This window comes from Mycobacterium sp. Soil_C_30, from assembly GCF_057656995.1.
Genome location: NZ_JBDGJH010000010.1, coordinates 118049 through 137551, shown reverse-complemented (window position 1 = coordinate 137551; position 19503 = coordinate 118049). Strand labels below are relative to the sequence as shown.

Genomic DNA, 19503 nt, shown 5'->3' with positions numbered 1-19503 from the left:
CGATCACCGGATGTAGATGTCGTCATCACCCAATCGCGAAGCCGGATTCAGCAGCATCGCCGCTTCCTGGGGCTTCTCGGCCGTGTCGTGATCGAACCGGCGATCGGCGGGCCGCTCGTACATCGGGCGACCACCGGCGATGGCCGACGCCAACCGGCGCTTGCCGGCGAGCGTGCGCTCCTCGGCTCGAGCCAGATAGGTCTCCCGCTCGTCGTCGCTCAGCGTCGCCAGGAACGCCGCCGGGTGCACCAGAGCGATCAGACCCGAGACGTGCCCGAACCCGAGGCTGGTCACCAGACCGGCCTTGAGCGGGAACTTCTCCCCGAGCCGCAGGGTCTCCCGCGGCCACACGAAGTGACCGGAGGTGGCCAGCTCGTCGTCGACACAATCCAGGCTGCGGTTCGGCGGGATCACGCCGTCGCGCAGGACCTGGCACAGGCCCATCATCTGGAACACCGCGGCACCGCCCTTGGCGTGGCCGGTCAGCGTCTTCTGGCTGACGATGAACAGCGGTGCACCTTCAGAGCGTCCCATCGAGTCCGCGAGGCGCTCGTGCAGCTCGGTCTCGTTGGGATCGTTGGCCAGCGTCGAGGTGTCGTGCTTGTAGATCACCGAGATGTCGTCGGCTCCCACACCCAGCTTGTTCAGCGACCGTGCCAACACCGAGTCCTTGCCACCGCGGCCGGCGCCCAGGGCGCCGAGGCCCGGGGCCGGGATCGAGGTGTGCACACCGTCGGCGAAGCTCTGCGCGTAACCGACAACCGCCAGCACGGGCAGACCCATCTTGACCGCGAGGTCACCGCGGGCCAGCAGGATGGTGCCGCCGCCCTGGGCTTCCAGGAAGCCCAGGCGCCGACGGTCGTTGGCGCGGGAGAACTTCGAGTCGCTGATGCCCTTGGCCCGCATGACCTCGGTGTCGGCGGTGGCCGCCATGTCACCGAAGCCGATGATGGCTTCCAGGGTCAGGTCATCGAAACCGCCGGCGATCACGAGTTCGGCCTTGCCGAGCTTGATCTTGTCAACGCCCTCCTCGACCGACACCGCCGCGGTGGCGCAGGCGCCGACCGGGTGGATCATCGCGCCGTAGCTGCCCACGTAGGACTGGATGACGTGCGCGGCAACGACGTTCGGCAGGACTTCCTGCAGGATGTCGTTCGGCTTGTTCCGGCCCAGCAGGTTGCCGTGGTACATGGTCTGCATCGAGGTCATGCCGCCCATACCGGTGCCCTGCGTGCTGGCCACCAGGCTCGGGTGCACCCAACGCATCAGCTCGGCCGGGCTGAACCCGGCGGAGAGGAACGCATCGACGGTTGCGACGATGTTCCACAGCGCCACCCGGTCGATCGAGTTGGCCATGTCCTGGCTGATGCCCCACACGGTCGGATCCCAGCCGGTCGGGATCTGCGCCCCGACGGTCCGCGACAGCTTGGTCTTGCGCGGCACCCGAATCTCGGTGCCCGCCTTGCGGATCACCTGCCAGTCGCTCGAATCCGGCACCGGGCGCACCACGGTGTGCTCGGGGTCGAAATCGACGAACGCCCGGGCGTCGGCCTCGCTGGAGACCACGAAGCTGAAGTCCTTGTCCAGGAACACCGACACCAGCAGCGGCGACGCGTGATCGGGGTCGATCGCACCGTCGTCGACGAACTCACGGATACCGCACTTCTCCACCACGGTGTCGTGGTACCGCTCGACCAGTTCGGATTCGGGCACCAGGTCGCCGCTGGCCGTGTCATACCAGCCCGGCTTCGGGTCGTCTTCCCACTTGATCAGCCCGGTGGTCCACGCCAGTTCGAGCACGCCGGCGGCCGACAGCTCGCCGTCGACCTCCATCTCGAAGCGGGTGCGTGACGAGCCGTACGGGCCGAGTTCGGCACCGCTGACGATGACCACCAGATCCGCGGGATCGATGTCCAGCGGAGCCCACTCCGGCGCGGGCGCCGGGGTGTGCGGGCGCGGCGGGGACGGCAGGGCCGCGATGGTCCCGGTGAGCTCGTCCTCGTCGTTCGAGGCGGCTTCGGCGGACATCTCCTCGCGGGCCTTGGCGGCCAGCTCAGCCATGTCGAGCTTGATATCGCCCAGGCCACCGGTCAGGTCGACCTTGATGGGCAAGGACGCCGCGGCGACCTTGGCCTCCGGGGTGCACAGATCCAGCAGCATCGCCGCCATCTCACTGTTGGTGTAGGTGGTGACGCCGGCTTCCTCGACCGCGCCGACGATGGCGTCGTTGTGACCCATCAGGCCGGTGCCCTTGGTCCAGCCGATCAGCGCGTGCGCCAGGCTGACCCGCTGCGCCCAGGAGGACTCCGCGCTCCAGCGGTTCACCAGGGCGTCCATCGCGGCCTTCGACTCGCCGTAGGCGCCGTCACCGCCGAACATGCCGCGGTTGGGTGAACCGGGCAGCACGACGTGCAGACGTGAGGCGATATCGCGTTCGGCACCGATGGTGGACAGGCCACCGATGAGCCGCTGCACGGCCCACAGGAGCACCTTCATCTCCATCTCGGCCCGGGAGCCGGCCTCGGAGAGGTCGCCGGACACCCGCGGCGCCGCGAACGGGAACAGCAGCGTCGGGTTCTGGGCATCCTTGAGGTGAATCGACTGCGGCCCAAGGCTTTCGGTCTGCTCGCTACCGACCCACGACACCAGTGCGTCGATATCGGAGTAGGAGGCCATGTTGGCGGGCAGCACCCACAGCTTGGCGCCGAAGCGGGCGTGGTCGCGGTAGAGGTTCTTGTAGAACCCCAGCCGGTTGTCGTCGAGCTTCGAGGTGGTCGCGATCACGGTGGCGCCGCCGTCGAGCAGCTGTGCCACCACACCCGCGGCGATCGAACCCTTGGACGCACCGGTCACCACGGCGATCTCGTCGCTGTAGCGGCCCTTGCCCGGGTTCTCCGCGCCGGCAGCGATGCGGCCGAACAACGTCGCGTGGGTCTGCTTACCGGCCGCAAGCGCACGGCCCTGCCACCATGTCGCCTGGGTGGCGACCACATGTCCGGCACCCTCGAAACGCTCTGAGAGGCGCGGCCATTCGGTGTCGATCTCGTCCTCGTCGGTCAGCCACAGCTTGACCAGATCCTCGCGGGCGCTCGCCCACCGGTCGTCGAGCACGACGGCCTTCTTGGCGTCGAACGACGGCGCGACCAGTCGCGGCCAGTCCGATCCGAGTTCGGCGGTCACCAGGTCGATGAGCGCGGCGTCGGAGGATCCTTCGGGCGCGGTGACCGGGACGTCGAGTCCCAGCTGTCCCAGGACCAGGCGGGCAGCAGAAGCCAGCACGCCGTCGGGGCCGGTGACCTTCTCGGCGAATTCACCCAGGGCCGCCGAGTCCACGACGCCTCCCCCGCCGGCACCGCCGGCCGAAGGCAGCGACACGGCGATGCCCTTGCGAGCGGCCACCGCGGTGACGGCGGCATCGATCGCCTTGTCGACGGCCGCGGTGTCCGCCAGCGCACCGTCGTGCAGACCACCGAGGGCGCCGCCGCGGACGCTGGACCCCTCGCGGGTGCCCAGCGCCACCTCGACGGTGACGTGCTTACCCCAGCCGGGGCCGAGTTCCCATGTCTTGCTGACACGTTCGGTGATGTAGGCCGGCCGCTTGCCGGACGGCCCGAGGACCGTGCGCAGCTGGTCATTGATGGCGTCGGAGAGCACCGGGCCGAACGGCTTGTAGGTGCGGGCCAGCTTGGACACCTGGCCCTTGAGCGCGCCCAGATCGGCCTCGGCCGCACCGTCGATGGCACCGAGGTTCAGCTCGGAACCCAGGTCGACCAGCAGCTGGTTGCGTCGCGAGGACGCACCGTCGGTGATGGACTCGATGGAGTCCAGCGCCTCGATCTGGTCCAGCCGCATCTTGGCCGACAGGCCGATCAGCGCCACGGTGGCATCGGCCGCGTCGAACGAGATGTCGTCCGGGCGGGGACCACCCGAGGGCGCGGCCGGAGCCGCCACGGGAGCCGCTGCGGCCGGCGAAGCCTCGGCCGCCGGTGCCGGGGTGTCGTCGACCTCGAGCTCCGGCTCGGGATCCGTGTCGTTGGCGAACAGCACCGCGGCATCGCGCTCAGAGTTGAGCACTTCCACTGTGCTGTGGGCGTATTCGGGCAGCTTCAGGGTGTTGGTGGCCAGACCGGCGACGGTCGGTGCGGACTTCACACCGATCTCGACGAACCGCTCGACACCGAGACCGCCTGCGGCTTCCTCGATGAACAGCAGGTCCTGGGTCTCGATCCAGCGCACCGGGCTGGCGAACTGCCAGGCCAGGAGCTCGATGACGATCTTGCGCATCAACTCCGACGGACGCTCGTTACGCCACGTGTCGTAGTCGGCGAGGATCTCGTCGAGCGGCTCGGCGGGCACCAGATCGCGGATCTCCTGGATGAAATCGCGATCCAGGGTGAACGGCCGGGGTACCAGGTTCGGGATGTAACGCCCGACGATCAGCGCGGGATCGCTGTCGAACGGCATGACACGCTCGAGCGCCCGGCGGAAGTCGGCGACACCGACCCGCAGCACGCTGGAGTGGAACGGGACGTCGATACCCGGAACCAGGATGAAGGACCGCTTGCCGCCCGAGATCTCGCGCAGCCGCTCGACCTCTTCCTCGAGCGCCTCCAGGCCGCGGACGGTACCGGCGATGGCGTACTGCGAGCCACGCAGGTTGTAGTTCACGATCTGCAGGAATTCGCCTGTGCGCTCGGCGATCCCGGCCACCCAGTCGGTGACGTCGGCGTCGTCGAGATCGATCTGCGACGGCCGGATGGCGGCCAGGCGGTAGTTGGACCGGCCCTGCGCGTCGCGCGGCACGATGTCGTGCATCTTCGAGCCGCGGTGGAACACCACCTCCAGCAGCGCCTCGAGTTCGTACACGCCCGACACACAGGCCAGCGCGGTGTACTCACCGACGGAGTGACCGCAGGCGATGGCGCCTTCGACGAAGGCGCCCTGCTCACGCATCTCGGCGACCTGGGCGGCAGCCACCGTGGCCATGGCGACCTGGGTGAACTGCGTCAGGTAGAGCACGCCCTCGGGGTGCTGGTAGTGCACCCCGGAGGCGATCAGGCTGGTCGGGTTGTCCCGCACCACGTGCAGCACGGAGAAGCCGAGGGTCTCGCGGGTGAACTTGTCGGCCTTGTCCCAGATCTTGCGGGCGGCCTTGGACCGGGCGCGCACATCCATGCCCATGCCCTTGGACTGGATGCCCTGACCGGGGAACGCGTAGACGGTCTTGGGGGCGGCCAGTCGCGCGGTCGCCGACATCACCAGATCGGAGCCGATGCGGGCTGCGATCTCGAGCACCTCACCGCCGAGGTCGACACCGACGCGGTCGACGCGGAAGTCCACCTCGTCGCCGGGCTTGACCATGCCGAGGAAGCGAGCGGTCCAGCCGAGCAGCTTGGCCGGTGGGACGGGCTTGCCGTCGGTGGCGGTCACCACGTGCTGGGCGGCGGCCGAGAGCCACATACCGTGCACGATGGGCGATTCCAGGCCGGCCAGCAGCGCGGCGGCCTGATCGGTGTGGATCGGGTTGTGGTCACCGGAGACCACCGCGAACGGCCGCATGTCGACCGGCGCGGTCAGCGTGACGTCACGACGACGGCGACGCGGGGTGTCGGTCTCGTTGTCGGACACCGCACCACCGGCGCGCAGCGGGTCGGTCAGCTCGGCCGCGCCGGTGCGCCCACGGATCGCGAAGCGCTCCTCGAGGGTGGCCAGCACGGTGCCGTCGGAGGCGCTCACGGTCACCTCCACCGGCACAACACGGCCGACCTCGGTGTCATAAGCCGCCGAAGCCGTTGCGGCAACCGTCAATTCGGCCTTGTCCTTGGGCAGCGGCGCCACCAGCGAGGCGGCGTGGTCCAGGTGCACCAGGCTCAGCAGACCCTCGACCACCGGGAAGCCGGAGTCGGTGACAGCGGAACCGATGGCGGCGAACACCGCGGGCCAGCAGCGGCCGACCAACGCGTCGGGAACCACGGTGAGCGTCGGCGCCAACGGGGCGCCGAAGGTGGCGGTGACGCCGGTGTGGTCGGCGACGCGCTCCGGGTCCCACTCGACGGTGACCGTGGTGGTGCCGTCCACCGGGACCGGCAGTGCCTCGGGGCCCTCGGCGCCGGCGGCGATCGCCAGCACCGCGCGCATGGCGGTGGCCGCGTCGTCGGTGGTGACCACCGGGGCACCACCGTCAACGGTGGAGGACGGCAGGGTGAAGGCGATCTCGATCCAGGTGCCCGACAGCGGCACGCTCAGGATCACCTTTTCGTCAGCGACCTCGAGGCGAGCGCCGGTGGCATGGTGCGTGGCGGAACTCTCGTCGCGCACTTGCCATTCCGCGGGTGCGGCGATGCGGTGCACCGGGTTGGTGGCGGTACGACCGGCCCACAGGACGTCGGGAGCATCGAGGACCAGCGACAGCGCGCTGGAGACGTTCTGCAACCGGGACAGCACCGCAGCGGGCTGGACTCCGGCAGTGACGGCCTCGTCGATGGCGGCCTGCTCGAAGCGGTCGAGCAGTTCACCCACCGGCTCGTCGACGCGGGTGATCCCGGCGACGGCGGCGGTGCCGGGGATGATGCACACCTGGTCAGCGGAGTAGCGGGCGTCATGCGCCTGCCACAGCGAGTCGCTGCGCCACCAGCGGCGCACGTCCTTGTCGACCACGGGCACGAAGTTGACCGGCTTGCCGGGCGTCTTGCACAGGTTGATGAAGAACGGGACGTCGGCGGGATGCAGCTTGACCGTCGAGGCATCCGGGAAGCGCTCCAGCAGAGCAGCGATCGCCTGCTGCGGGTTCTCCAGCAGTGCCTCGCCCTCTTCGGTTGCGCCGTAGAGGGTTTCGATGGGCCCGTAGTCCTTGGCGTCGAGGCGGGCCTCGGCGCGCTGCAACATGTCGGTGAAGCGGTCACGCCAGGTGACGTCGAGCCACGGCGAGTGGTCCCGCTTGGTGTCGGCGGTGGAATCGCCCTCGCCGATGGCCAATTCGACGAAGCGGCGCAGCCACTGCTCGTAGGTCATGGTGGCGACGTCACCGAAGTACGGCTTGGCGGTGTTGGCCATCGCGGCGATGATCTCGTCGCGGCGAGCGGCCACCGCGTCGGCGTCACCGGCTACCTCGTCGAGCAGGCGGCCGCAACGCGATGCGGTGTTGTCGATCTCGTGGATGTCGGCGCCCAGCTGGCTCCGGCCGGAAGCCATACCGCCCTGCGCCTTGCCCGCGCCGACCCAGTGCTCGGTGCCGGTGGTGTCCACCAGCAGCTGCTTGACCTGCGGGCTGGTGGTGGATTCGAGGGTCGCCATCGCAGCGGTTCCCACCAGGATGCCGTCGACCGGCATCAGCGGGAAGCCGTAGCCCCGCGACCAACGGCCGGACAGGTACTCGGCGGCGCGTTCCGGCGTGCCGATACCGCCACCGACGCAGACGGTGATGTTGGCGCGGCTGCGCAGTTCGGAGTAGGTGGCCAGCAGCAGGTCGTCGAGGTCCTCCCACGAGTGGTGGCCACCGGCGCGGCCGCCCTCGATGTGAACGATGACGGGCCGGGTGGGCACCTCGGTGGCGATGCGGATGACCGAGCGGATCTGCTCGACGGTGCCCGGCTTGAACACCACGTGGCTGATGCCGATGCCGTTGAGCTCCTCGATCAGCTCGACGGCCTCTTCGAGGTCGGGAATTCCCGCGGTGACGACCAGTCCGTCGATGGGCGCACCCGACTGACGGGCGCGCTGCACCAGCCGCTTGGAACCGACCTGCAGCTTCCACAGATACGGGTCGAGGAACAGCGAGTTGAACTGGATGGCACGCCCGGGCTCGAGCAGGGTGGTCAGCTCGGCGATGCGGTCGTTGAAGATCTCCTCGGTGACCTGGCCACCGCCGGCCAGCTCGGCCCAGTGGCCGGCATTGGCCGCCGCGGCGACGATCTTGGCGTCAACCGTCGTCGGCGTCATGCCGGCGAGCAGGATCGGCGAGCGACCGGTGAGGCGGGTGAACTTCGTCGACAGCTTGACCGAGCCGTCGGGCAGGGTGACCAGCGACGGGGCATAGCTGGTCCACGGCCGGGCCACCTCGGGGACGGCGCCGATGGTGAACAGGTTGCGCTGTCCGCCGCGGGTCGCGGCGGGGACGATGCCGATGCCCAGACCGCGGATCACCGGGGCGGTGAGCCGGGTCAGGATGTCGCCCGGGCCCAGGTCCAGGATCCACTTGGCGCCGGCGTCGTGGAGCGCGGAGATCTCGTCGACCCAGTCCACCTGGCTCACCAGGATGGCTTCGGTCATGGCGCGGGCCTGCTCGACGTCGAGGCCCACCTTCTCGGCCCATTCGGCGACGAGCTCGACACCGTCGGACAGGCGCGGCGAGTGGAATCCAACCTCGACCTGGACGGGCTCGAAGACCGGGTTGAAGACGGCACCGCCGCGCAGCTTGTTCTTGCGCTCGGCCTCTTCCTTCTCGGCGATCTGCTCGCAGTAGAGCTCGAACCGGGACAGCTGCTCCGGGGTGCCGGTGATGACGACGGAGCGGCGGCCGTTGCGGATGGACAGCACCGGCGGCAGCACGGTGCGCACGTCCTGGGAGAACTCCTCGAGCAGCTCGTAGATGCGCTCGGGGTCGGCGTTGGTGACCGACACCATGGGCGGGCGGTCTCCGAGGATCGAGATGCCGCGGCGGCGGGCCACGAGCGTGCCCGCGGCGCCGATCAGCTGGGCCAGCGCGAGAAGCTGGACGTCCTGGCTGCCGCCGGCTTTGAGCGCCTCGACCGCCAGCACACCCTGAGAGTGGCCCGCCACGGCCACGGGCGGCACGGCGGCCAGATCCATACCCTGGCGGGCCAGCGCGCGCACAGCGGCGATCTGGGTCAGCAGAACGCCGGGCACCGATACGGCCGCCGAGGTGAGTTGTTTGGCCGAGGGCACCGGCTCCTCGGCTGCGAGCGCGCGCACCCAGCGCAGCGGCTCGAAGCCGATCGGTCGGACGACGACGAGTTCTGTGGCGACGGGCTCGAGAAGCAGTTCGGCTTCGCCGGCGAGGGTCGCCAGATCGGACTCGATGCCGGCCGAGGACACCAGTTCCTCGAGAGTCTCGAGCCAGGCGCTGCCCTGGCCGCCGAATGCGACGGCATAGGGCTCACCGTCGGTGAGCCGGTCCACCAGGGCGTGGGACGAGGAGTGCGCGGGCGCGGCAGCGTTGCCATTGGGGTTTGTGGAACCGTCGTAGTTAGCAGCAAGCTTGTCGTGCTCGAAGATCGTCACCGTGTATGTCTCCTAGATACTTCTGGGTGAACGGCACTCGGTCCAGTGCTGACCGAATGGCATTCGTTGTTAGGTCTCAGACCTGCGCTGCCCTGCGAAGGTGTCAGTTGGCGGTCGCCGTCGACCTGCCCGTCGTGATGCCGCTGCTGCGGACCCGGCTGGAGCGGGTTCTGCAGGCGGGCTCTCGATCCTTGTGACGGGTGACGAACGGCGGCACCGACTGCACTAAGAGTGTCATAAGAGCTAGAGCCAGTTTCGGGTGCGAGATGGTTACTGGCGAGTTCTACGCGCCGGTAACCCGGCCGCGGGTAACAAGCGGTTGAACCGGCGCGTTGAGGTTGGAGGACAAACGTCCTGCATGCAGGTGGTTACGGTCCAGTAGCCACAACTGCGCTGATCACAGCAGTACTGTTATCAAATCGTTACCTAGTGTTTTTCGTCGCACCTCGCGGTAATCCCGGCCCCGTCGGACCCGGAAACGTGACAGCTGTCAACAAAAATTGCGTTCGCCGAACGCAGAATAGTTTGCTGGCGTCAAGCCCTGGCGAACTACCCCGGGTGCCCCTCAGTCCCACTGCCCGTAGCTGGGCTTGAGGATGTGGTTGATGTCCACACCGACGCCGGCGACCTTGCGCTTGTCGATCTCGACCTGGTGCAGGTGCGCGGCTGTATCAAGAATCTCAGGCGCCGGATCGGGCCAACGGCCTGCGTATCGCGTTGTCGACCTGACGGGCGATCACGATGGCGGCCAGGTCCCGGTAGTCCTGCAACACCCGCTCCGGCTGGCCGATGGAATCGAGCTCGGCCACGGCGCCCTGCAGGAGGGATTCGACATCCTGGGCCGCAGCGGCCACCCCAGCTCGCGTCGAGACGAACACCTCGACCAGCACCCTCAGGTACCGCCGTCGGTCCGGGGCGCGCGAGACGATCCGCACCAGGTCCGGATCAGCGAGCAGCAGCTGGTCACCCAGGGTGTAGGCCAGCCCAGTCGTCACCATCCGGGCAGCGTCCTCGGCGCCGATCTCGACCTCGATCGGTACCGCCTCGGCCGCCACGCACACGTCGGTCAGCCCCAGTACATCGGCCAGATCACGGCCGGACCGCACTGCGGCGAAGAAGTCGGCGATGTGCGCCGAGGTGAAGCCCCGGCTCAGCAGCTGATCAATCACCCGCAGCTGCGCCAGATGCGCATCGCCGTAGATGGCGGCGCGACCGATGCGAGTGGGCGGATCGAGCAGGCCACGTTCGCGGTAGGCGCGGATATTGCGGGCGTTCACCCCCGACACCTCGGCCAGCTCCCCGATCCGGTACTGAGTCAACGTCAGAGACCCAGCATCGTCATCGACAGGCGCATGGCGGGATGGTACCCGAAACAGCCCATCTGGCAAACATTCAACAACTCGCGCAACACATCCAATCGGCCGCCAGCAACCGAATCTGATCAGCACCTTCGCCGCAACCATCAGCATTTTCTGTGCAAAGAAATGCAAGTTCAGTCAACACGCGCGCGACATGCTGGCGACCGTGACCCAAGGTTGCGAGTGAACTCACAGCCCATGGATTTCTGCATCGATCCCGCAATGAGGGACCATCGGATGCGGAGAAGGGAGCGACCGTGCGTGCCTGGATCGTCTGGTCCACCGGGCTTTTGGCGTACGTCGTCGCGGTTCTCGACCGCACAACTCTGGGGGTGTCCGGCCTCGACGCCGCCGAACGCTTCCATGCCCCGCCGGCGGTGCTGTCGACCTTCGTCGTTCTCCAGGTGATCGTCTACGCGCTGGCTCAGATCCCGGCGGGTCTGCTGCTGGACCGATTCGGCTCGCGGGTGATGATCGTCGCCGGCGGGACCCTGATGGCGGCGGGACAACTGACGCTCGCGCTCACCGAATCCCTGCCCTCGGCGGTCGCGGCGCGCGCGGTTCTCGGACTGGGAGATGCCTTCACCTTCATCTCGGTATTGCGGTTGGTGCCCTTCTGGTTCCCCGAACACCGCATCCCGCTCGTCACTCAGCTGACGGGTTTCTGTGGCCAGTTCGGCCAGGTGCTCTCCGCGCTGCCCTTCCTGGCGTTGCTGTCCGGTGCGGGTTGGCAGACCGCCTATCTGACGGCGAGCGCGTTCGGGCTGCTGGCCATCGCCCTGGTGCTCACGCTGGTGAAGAACACTCCCACCGGACCGGCCGTGCCCGTCAGGTCCGCCGGTTTGGCCCAGACGGTGTCCAGCCTGAAGGCGACGTGGTTGCGGCCGGGAACCCGGCTCGGCTTCTTCACCCACATGGGCACGCAGTTCTCGGTCACCGTCTTCGCGCTGATGTGGGGTGTGCCCTACCTGACCACCGCCCAGGGACTCTCCCGTACGACGGCCGGCCTGCTGCTGACCACCTCCGTGGCCGCCTCGGTCGCGGCGGGCGTCCTGATCGGGCTCTTCACCGGACGCAACCCGCATCGCCGATCCCATGTGGTGCTCGGGATCGTGGTTAGCAACGCAACGATCTGGACGGTGGTGCTGGCACTGCCCTCCGCGGCACCGTTGTGGCTGCTGGTGCTGCTCGTCATCGTCATCTCGGTGGGCGGGCCGGGGTCCATGGTCGGCTTCGACTTCGCCCGCACCTTCAACCCCGCGCAGACCCTGGGTACCGCACAGGGCATCGTCAACATGGGCGGTTTCCTGGCCTCGCTGCTGGTGATGCAGTCGATGGGGATGATCATGGACGCCGCAGGCGGCTTCACCTTCGACTCGTTCCGCACCGCGTGGGCGGTGCAGTACGTCATCTGGATCTTCGCCGCCATCGCCATCCTGATCACACGGAGGAAGGCGCGCCGCACCATCGGAGAGATCGACGAGAGCAAGTACCTGCTGGAGTTCTTCGACGATCCCCGCGAGGACCCTCAGGTCACCCGTTAACGATTGCGCGCAGAGACGCGGCGGTTCTCTTTCTGGATGGCGTCCACCAACTCCTCCTTGGTCATCGTCGACCGCCCGCTGATATCGAGTTTGCGCGCGACGTCGACGAGGTGTTTCTTGGAGGCGTTGGCGTTGACCCCTTCGGCGCTCTCACCGGACGGGTTGGGTCCCCCACTCTCGGACCGTTCGTCGGAGGGGCCCTTCTCGTCCTTCTCCTCCCAGTGATCGCCCACCTTTTCGAAGGAGTGCTTCAGCGCGCTGTAGGCAACGCGGTGGGCGCGCTGCTCGTCACCGTCGTACTGATCAGCGGCCGAGTCGTAGGTCTTGGCGAATGTGCGCTGGGCCTTCTTGTCGGATTTCTGCAGTGTGCTCGGTAGTTCGCTCTTCTTGGCGCCGCCGTGCTTGGTGGTTTTCGGCATGTGCGTCGAGGTACCCGGCGGGCCTGCGGCAAAACCTCGCTGAACTCGGCGCCGATTGCCATCGCGCGGCTTTGGGTATGGGTGCTCGAAACGGGCGAAAACGCCGTGGGGCGGAGGAAAAAACTGTGGGCTTCGACCTGACTCCGACAACGGCACAGCATGATCTCGCGCGCCGCGCGCACCAGTTCGCCGAAACGGTGATCCGGCCCGTGGCGGCCGAGTACGACCGACGCCAGGAGTTCCCGTGGCCGGTACTCGAGGAGGCCGCCCGCCGCGGCTTCTACAGCCCGCTGTTCTACCGCGACCTCATCGGCGACCCGACCGGGCTGTCGCTGCCGATGTTCATGGAGGAGATCTTCTGGGGCTGCGCCGGGATCGGACTGGCCGTGGTGATGCCGGCGCTGGCGCTGTCGGCCATCGGCCAGGCCGCCACTCCCGAGCAGATGCTGCAGTGGGCTCCGGAATGCTTCGGCACCGCCGACGACATCAAACTCGCGGCGCTCGCGATCTCCGAACCGGAGGGCGGCAGCGATGTGCGCAACCTGCGCACCCGGGCCCGTCGCGATGGCTCCGATTGGGTGATCGACGGGCACAAGATGTGGATCGGCAACGGAGGCATCGCCAACGTGCATGTGGTCAACGCCGTCGTCGACGAAGAGCTGGGCCATCGGGGCCAGGCGCTGTTCATCGTCCCGGGCGGCACCGAGGGGCTGACCATGGTGCGCAAGCTCGACAAGCTGGGCTGCCGTGCCTCACACACCGCCGAGCTGAAGTTCGACGGTGTGCGGGTGCCGGCCGAGAATCTGCTCGGGGGCACGGACAAGCTGGAACACAAGCTGGCCAAGGCCCGCGAGGTCGTCGAGGGCGCAAAGCACTCAGGGTCGGCCACCTTGGGCACCTTCGAACAGACCCGGCCCATGGTGGCTGCGCAGGCTCTCGGAATCGCCCGCGCGGCACTGGAATACGTGACCGAGTACGCCAACCGCCGGGTGGCTTTCGGTGCGCCGATCATCGACAACCAGGGAATCGCGTTCCCGCTGGCCGACCTCGCGACGCGCATCGACGCGGCGCGGTTGCTCACGTGGCGGGCCTCCTGGATGGCGGCCACCGGTGTGCCGTTCGAGCGAGGTGAGGGGTCGATGTCCAAGCTCGCGGCCAGCGAGGTGGCGGTGGCGACCACGGAGCGCGCCATCCAGACCATGGGCGGCTGGGGTTACATCAGCGACCATCCGGTGGAGAAGTGGTATCGAGATGCCAAGCTGTACACCATCTTCGAAGGCACCAGCGAAATCCAGCGGGTGGTCATCTCTCACGCGCTGGGCGCCGGCGACGGCGCTCCCCCGCTGCACGTCGACCTCGAACCATCGGGCGGGCCGTTGAACCGCTGGTTCGGCCGCGGCACACCCGCTCGCACCCGGCTGGCCGACGCCGCGCTGGCCGCCAAGGACCGTGTGCCCGCCCCGGTGATGCGCGCGGCCATGACCGTGCTCAAACCACCGGGGCGGTGACGCTCAGACCTCGGTCAGTACTGGATGGCCTCGATCAGGTCCGACGGCTCGTCCATCAACGCCCAGAACCGGTCCCGGATCGCCACGGTCAGCGGTCCCGGCTCGCCGTTGCCGATCTTCTCCCCGTCGAGCGTGTTGATCGGGGTGACACCGCCGGCTGTAGTCACGGCCATGATCTCGTCGGCGTCGTAGAGCTCGTGGCTGGTGACATCGCGCAACGTCGCCTCGATGCCCATCTGGTCGGCGAGTTCGAACACCGTCTTGCGGGTGATCCCGGGAAGTGCGTTTCGTGAGGGCGAGGCCAGCTTTCCGTCCTTGACGATGCACACGTTGAAGCCCGGGCCTTCGGCCACACAATTGTCGGCGTCCAGCAGGATCGCGGTGCGCGCGCCCCGGTCCTTGGCCTCGAAACTGGCCGCGGTCAGATCCCCCCACTGGTAGTTCTTGATGGTGGGGTCGACGGTGTTGCGGCCGGCCCGGCGTACGTGACGCGGCACGACGGCGGTGGTACCGAAGATCTGCTCGGCCGGCGGGAAGGCCCACAGGTACGGGATTGCGTAGATGTACACCTGGTGGGTGAGCTTGGAGAGATCCTTCTCCCCCTTGCGTTTTCCGTAGCCGCGGGTGACGGTCAGGTTGACGAAGGACTCCCGCAGCTGCGACAGCGAGACACACTTCTTGGTGATCTCGGCGAGCTCGTCTTTGGACATTCCCGGATCGAGCCGCAGCTTGCGGGACCCGTCGAGCAGCCGGTCCAGATGGTCGCCGAGTCGGAAGATGTTGCCGTGCCAGACGTGGGCGACGGTGTAGGTGAGATCGGAGTGCCCGAAGCCGGTGTCGAAGATCGAGATCTTGGCTTCTTCGGCCGGCATGAACTCACCCTCGATCCAGGCGACGCCACCGGCGAACGGGCTGGAGGTGTCCAGCTCGTAGTCGCTGTACTGGATCACCGAGCCGGCGGGGGTGTCTTCCCGGATGGCACCGGGTTCCACGGCGACGAGGTTGGAGGTGCCGAGGTCGGCGGAGGAGCGCCCGGGTGAGGACTGTGTGGTTGCGGTCATGTTGATTCCCTTCGGGTTTGGGTTGACTCTGCGTCCACGGCGCGAGGGGTCGGCGTCGTGGACGCAGAGTCAACAGGGGGTCGGTCAGATGTGGTGGGTCTTGGCGTAGTCGGCCCCGGCGTCACCACGGCTCAGCCGCGACTTCAAGCCGGTGGCCCACCAGATCGCCGCGAGCACGACGATGCCGAGGAAGACCCACTTGTTGTTGGTGAACTGGGGCAGGAAGAGCAGCGCCACCGCGACGCCGAGGAACACCACCAGGGCGGTGACGTACAGCGGCAACCGGAACCGGCCCAGATCGAAGGTGCCGGGCTCGGGCGCGGGGATGGTGCCGCGCTTGTAGCCGACGAGCAGGCCGATGGTCTGGAGGATGTAGACGAAGAAGAACAGCAGCGACGCGATACCGATGATGTAGTTGAACGCCTTCTCGTTCACCAGGGCCGACAGCAGCAGAAGCGTTGACAGGCAACCCAATCCGATCACCGCGTACGTCGGAGCCTTGCTCTTGGGCGAGACGTGGCGCCACACGTGCGAGAACGGCAGCATGTTGTCGCGAGCCATCGAGTAGGTGAGCCGGGTGGCGACCAGGATGTTGGCGAGCAGGCAGGCCAGGATGTTCGTCAGGGCGATGGCGACGACGATCTTGGTGACGACGGGGCCGGCCTGCTGGGTGATGATCTCCTCGATGGGCGCGGCGGAATTGGCCTCCACCGCAGCGGGATCCTTGATGGCCAGCACGTACACGACGTACATCAGGAACTCGATGACGATCGAGGTGATCAGCGCGTAGAACATGGTCTTGGGCACCACGCGCCGGGCATTCTTGGTCTCCTCGGCGACGTCGGCGCCGGACTCGACGCCGATCAGGCCGAAGAACGGGCCGAGCGCCGCCGCCAGCCACGCCAGCATGTAGGAGTCCTTGTCGCCGGCTTCGCCGCCGGTGAACAGTGTCGAGATGGGCTGATGGTTCTCGGGCGCGGAGAAGGCGATGATGGCGATCAATGCCGTTGCGCCGACGGTGATCACCAACTCGAGGCTGACGCCGATGTTGTTGACCATGGTGGCGAAGCGGACGCCGTAGATGTTGATCAGCACGCAGACGAACACCACCGCGATGGCCAGCAGGATCTGCGTTGTCTGCGTCATGCTCCAGCCGAGCAGCCCACCCAGATACCCGGACAGGATGAAGCCGACGCCCGTCATGCCGCAGACCCAGCCCATCAAGGCGATGAAGCCGGTGAACCAGGCGAGGTTGGGACCGTTGATCCGGCTGATCCACTGGTACGAGTAGCCGGCCAGGGGCAGCTTGGCGGTCAGGTCGGCGGCGATGAACGTCCACAGCGCGAACACCGCACCGGCCAGCAGCAGCGTCCACACGAACGGTGCGCCTGCGGTGAAGTAGCCGGCGCCGAAGCCGGTGAACACCGCGGTGGTGGCGCTGATGGTGGCGAAGCCGATCGCGAACGAGGCGAGTGTGCCCACCGAGCGGTCGAGCCGCTGGGTGTAGCCGAGTTCGGCGAGCTTGGCGTCTTCGGAGTTGAGCGGTTGGTCCGGTTTCTGCGAATGAGTGGATGAGGCTAGGGCATCGGTCATGATCACTCCAGGTCAGGTGATGTCAGAAAACGACTGATGACAGGAAACCGCCACCGGGGCGTAACCGGAAGTTCCATCTTTTGATTTGCTGATAAGCAGGATTTATCAGTGAAGTGTGGCAGGCACTGGAATCTCTTCTCCGTCCCCGAAATTCCACTGCTCCTGCACATGCCTGATGAGCGCGTCGGACTGTGGGGTCAGCCGGGAGGGGTGCCAGGCCAGGGCGGTGTGGCAGGGCGGCCGGTCGGTGATCGGTATGTACACGATGCCGGGCCGGTCGTAGAACCTGGCCACCGAAGACGTCGTGAAACTGATTCCCAGCCCACGGGCGATCGACGTCGTCTCCGCTTCGTAGGTGGCGGCGACGGCGGCGATGGTCGGCGGCCGGTTGCCGCGGGCGTCCATCGCCATCCAGTAGTCGCGCCAACTGCCCGCAGTCAGCGGCGCGCACACGATCGGATCGTCGAGCAGTTCGGCGATCACCACCTCGTCCCGCTCGGCCAACGGGTGATCGCGGGGCAGGCAGGCGACCCACGACTCGGAATCGAGAATGAGCATCCGGTGATCGGGCAGATCCACCGGCGGCCTGATCAACGCCACCTCGGCGGAACCGTCGGCCAGGCCGGCGGTCGGATCGGAGAAGTCGAACTCGATGGGTTCGACGATGACATCCGGATAGGCCGTCTCGAAGTGACGGACGATCCGGAACAACAGGTCGGCGCCCGTTCCGATCAGATAGCCGAAGCGCAGCCGGCCCTGGCGGGTGCCCGACAGCGTCACCAGGTTCTCCATCACGGCATCGACGCCACCCAGGGCCTGTTGCACCTGCGGCAGCCAAGCCGCGCCCAGATCCGTCAGGGCCACCTCACGGGTGTTGCGGATGAACAGCAACACCCCGAAGTGGTGCTCGAGTTGTTTGATCGCCGTCGACAACGCGGGTTGGGTGATGAACAGCTTTTCGGCGGCACGCCGATAGTTCAGTTCGGTACCGAGCACCGCGAAGTACCGCAGCTGACGCAAGGTGACGTCATGGACGTTGGCGCTCGTGGTCGGTCCCTCTCTGTGGCGGCGGGTCTACCCGTCGCTCAAGAGTGTCACGCAACCACCCGCTCCGCCGCCCATAATTCGTCGATCGCCGACTCGGCCCCGGCCAGGCTCTTGGCCGCCAGTGGGCGCAGCTCGGCCATCGCCGGATTGTTGTCGGCCATGGTGAGTTCGGCGGTGATGAAATGCGGCTGCAGGCCCGTCATCGCGAGTCCGTGGGGCAACCAGGTTTCGGCATGGTCCCAGCCTTCCCGCGGAGTGCCCGCACCGTAACCGCCGCCTCGCGCGGCCAGCACGATCAGCTCGGTGTCACCGAGCAGTCCCCGCTGCGTCTCGGGGTCGAAGGACAGGCCCGGCACGATCAGGTGATCCACCCAGGCTTTGACCGTGCTGGGCGGCCCGAAGTTGTACAGGGGCAGCCCGAGGATCACGGTGTCCGCCCGCTTGATCTCCTCGATCAGTGCGACGCTGCGGCCATAGGCGGCCGCCTGTGCCGCGGTGTGGTCCTTCGGCGGGATCATCGCCGCCAGCCCGGTCTCGGCATCGTGATGCGGGATCGGTTGCACCGCGAAGTCGCGGTAGGTGACCTCCCCGTGCGGGTGGAGCTGACGCCACCGCTGTGCCGCGCGGGCGGTCAGGCGTCGGCTCACGGAATTCGCACCCTGGATGGACGTATCGATGTGCAGCAGGTGGGACATTGCTTGCTCTCCATAGATCGCTTGTGTAGTACAAACTATCTATACCACGTCAAGCCGCCGCGTATTCCCCTAGGCTGGATTCGTGTCCGAGCTCCCTGTGGTGTCACCCCACTGGCAATTGGTGGGCCCGCTGCTCGAACACCTGGCTCGACGGTTGCGCACCGCGTCGGAATCCGAGATCGAACGTTTCGGGCTGCGCCCCCGCCATGTCATCGCGTTGACGCTGCTCCGCGACTTCGGCGAACGTGCGCAGTCCGATCTGGCCACCCTGCTGCGGATCGATCCGACCAACTTGGTGGGACTGCTCAACGAACTCGAGAGTGACGGCCTGGTCGAGCGGCGGCGCTCGACGCAGGACCGCCGGAAACACACCGTCATGCTGACGGCCGCCGGGGCCGAGCGTCTGGCCGAAATCGAGAACGTGCTCGACGAAGTCGAGCGTGCGCTGCTCGGCGCCCTGGACGACGCGGAACGGACCACGCTCTATCACCTGTTGCAGCGCGCCGCCGGCGAGACCGGGGAACCCTGTGCCGCCGGGCCCCTCGAGCCGTCTGCGTGCCTCGCCGAGGAACCACCCGCTCCGCCAACGACTTCACACCTCCCCCACCGATCCGAGTAGTGCGCTACGCGTGTGCCGGCAGGCCGGCGCTCGTAGGTTCTGCAGATAGCGCAGAACGGATCGGCGTGAACGTCATTCACATCAGGGGGATGAAATGACCGTTACTCCAGAACAATTGGGCGGCGGCGACGTCGCCCGCCGGCAGGCACCGCCGACAACACCGGATGTGGTCGTGGTGACCGAACATCAGGTGATGCTCGGGTCGGCCATCGCGATCTCGACGCCGGCACCATCGGGCCGTCGTGTGGCACGTCAATTCCTCCACGTGGTGCACCGGGTGATCACCTGGTCTCCGGAGACCGCAGAACGGGGCAAGCGCAAGAGCTACCCGCGACGGACGCCGTCGTGGTATTCGGATGCCTTGATGGCGAGGGAGATGCGCCGCCTCTGAGGGTGAGGCGACAGGTACGCAGGCCGGC

General features: G+C 67.4%; 11 protein-coding genes and 1 pseudogene. 4 read left to right on the top strand and 8 right to left on the bottom strand.

Annotated features, from left to right (window positions below; all coding sequences use genetic code 11):
* Positions 1 to 3: 3 nt before the first annotated feature.
* The 3 genes and pseudogenes from AC3A6P_RS19795 to AC3A6P_RS19785 all read right to left on the bottom strand — a co-directional run bounded on the left by AC3A6P_RS19795 (position 4) and on the right by AC3A6P_RS19785 (position 10559).
* On the bottom strand, positions 4 to 9240 hold the full coding sequence (locus AC3A6P_RS19795) for a fatty acid synthase subunit beta domain-containing protein (RefSeq protein ID WP_487693397.1): 9237 nt from the start codon (positions 9238 to 9240) through the stop codon (positions 4 to 6).
* Between the two features lie 565 nt (positions 9241 to 9805).
* Positions 9806 to 9907: pseudogene (locus AC3A6P_RS19790) on the bottom strand (hypothetical protein); the annotation flags it as partial.
* Positions 9908 to 9920: 13 nt separating this feature from the next.
* On the bottom strand, positions 9921 to 10559 hold the full coding sequence (locus tag AC3A6P_RS19785) for a MerR family transcriptional regulator (protein WP_487693396.1): 639 nt from the start codon (positions 10557 to 10559) through the stop codon (positions 9921 to 9923).
* 296 nt (positions 10560 to 10855) lie between these two features.
* Between AC3A6P_RS19785 and AC3A6P_RS19780 the strand changes: the two genes are divergently transcribed.
* Positions 10856 to 12142, top strand: coding sequence for an MFS transporter (locus AC3A6P_RS19780; protein WP_487693395.1), 1287 nt, complete (start codon positions 10856 to 10858; stop codon positions 12140 to 12142).
* Here the strand turns inward: AC3A6P_RS19780 and AC3A6P_RS19775 are convergent.
* On the bottom strand, positions 12139 to 12561 hold the full coding sequence (locus AC3A6P_RS19775) for a ChaB family protein (protein ID WP_487693394.1): 423 nt from the start codon (positions 12559 to 12561) through the stop codon (positions 12139 to 12141). The genes AC3A6P_RS19780 and AC3A6P_RS19775 overlap by 4 nt on opposite strands.
* A 125-nt stretch (positions 12562 to 12686) precedes the next feature.
* Between AC3A6P_RS19775 and AC3A6P_RS19770 the strand changes: the two genes are divergently transcribed.
* Positions 12687 to 14069 carry an acyl-CoA dehydrogenase family protein gene (locus tag AC3A6P_RS19770; RefSeq protein WP_487693393.1) on the top strand — a complete coding sequence of 461 codons (1383 nt, stop codon included), beginning with the start codon at positions 12687 to 12689 and terminating at the stop codon, positions 14067 to 14069.
* Between the two features lie 14 nt (positions 14070 to 14083).
* Here AC3A6P_RS19770 and AC3A6P_RS19765 read toward each other — a convergent pair whose 3' ends face one another.
* The 4 genes from AC3A6P_RS19765 to AC3A6P_RS19750 form a co-directional block, all read right to left on the bottom strand.
* The gene (locus AC3A6P_RS19765) at positions 14084 to 15130 is read right to left on the bottom strand and encodes an aminotransferase class IV (protein WP_487693392.1); all 1047 of its coding nucleotides are present in this window, start codon (positions 15128 to 15130) and stop codon (positions 14084 to 14086) included.
* Between the two features lie 84 nt (positions 15131 to 15214).
* Positions 15215 to 16723 (bottom strand): APC family permease, encoded by a 1509-nt coding sequence (locus AC3A6P_RS19760; protein WP_487693391.1) that lies wholly within the window; start codon positions 16721 to 16723, stop codon positions 15215 to 15217.
* A gap of 105 nt (positions 16724 to 16828) precedes the next feature.
* On the bottom strand, positions 16829 to 17743 hold the full coding sequence (locus tag AC3A6P_RS19755; protein WP_487693389.1) for a LysR family transcriptional regulator: 915 nt from the start codon (positions 17741 to 17743) through the stop codon (positions 16829 to 16831).
* Between the two features lie 74 nt (positions 17744 to 17817).
* Positions 17818 to 18417, bottom strand: a complete 600-nt coding sequence (locus AC3A6P_RS19750; protein WP_487693388.1) for an FMN-dependent NADH-azoreductase — start codon at positions 18415 to 18417, stop codon at positions 17818 to 17820.
* 130 nt (positions 18418 to 18547) lie between these two features.
* On the opposite strand from AC3A6P_RS19750, the gene AC3A6P_RS19745 reads away from it, so the two are divergent.
* Both AC3A6P_RS19745 and AC3A6P_RS19740 read left to right on the top strand, forming a co-directional pair.
* Positions 18548 to 19084, top strand: coding sequence for a MarR family winged helix-turn-helix transcriptional regulator (locus tag AC3A6P_RS19745; protein ID WP_487693387.1), 537 nt, complete (start codon positions 18548 to 18550; stop codon positions 19082 to 19084).
* Between the two features lie 94 nt (positions 19085 to 19178).
* Complete coding sequence (locus AC3A6P_RS19740) at positions 19179 to 19475, top strand: hypothetical protein (RefSeq protein ID WP_487693386.1); 297 nt, start codon at positions 19179 to 19181, stop codon at positions 19473 to 19475.
* The last annotated feature ends 28 nt before the right edge of the window (positions 19476 to 19503 follow it).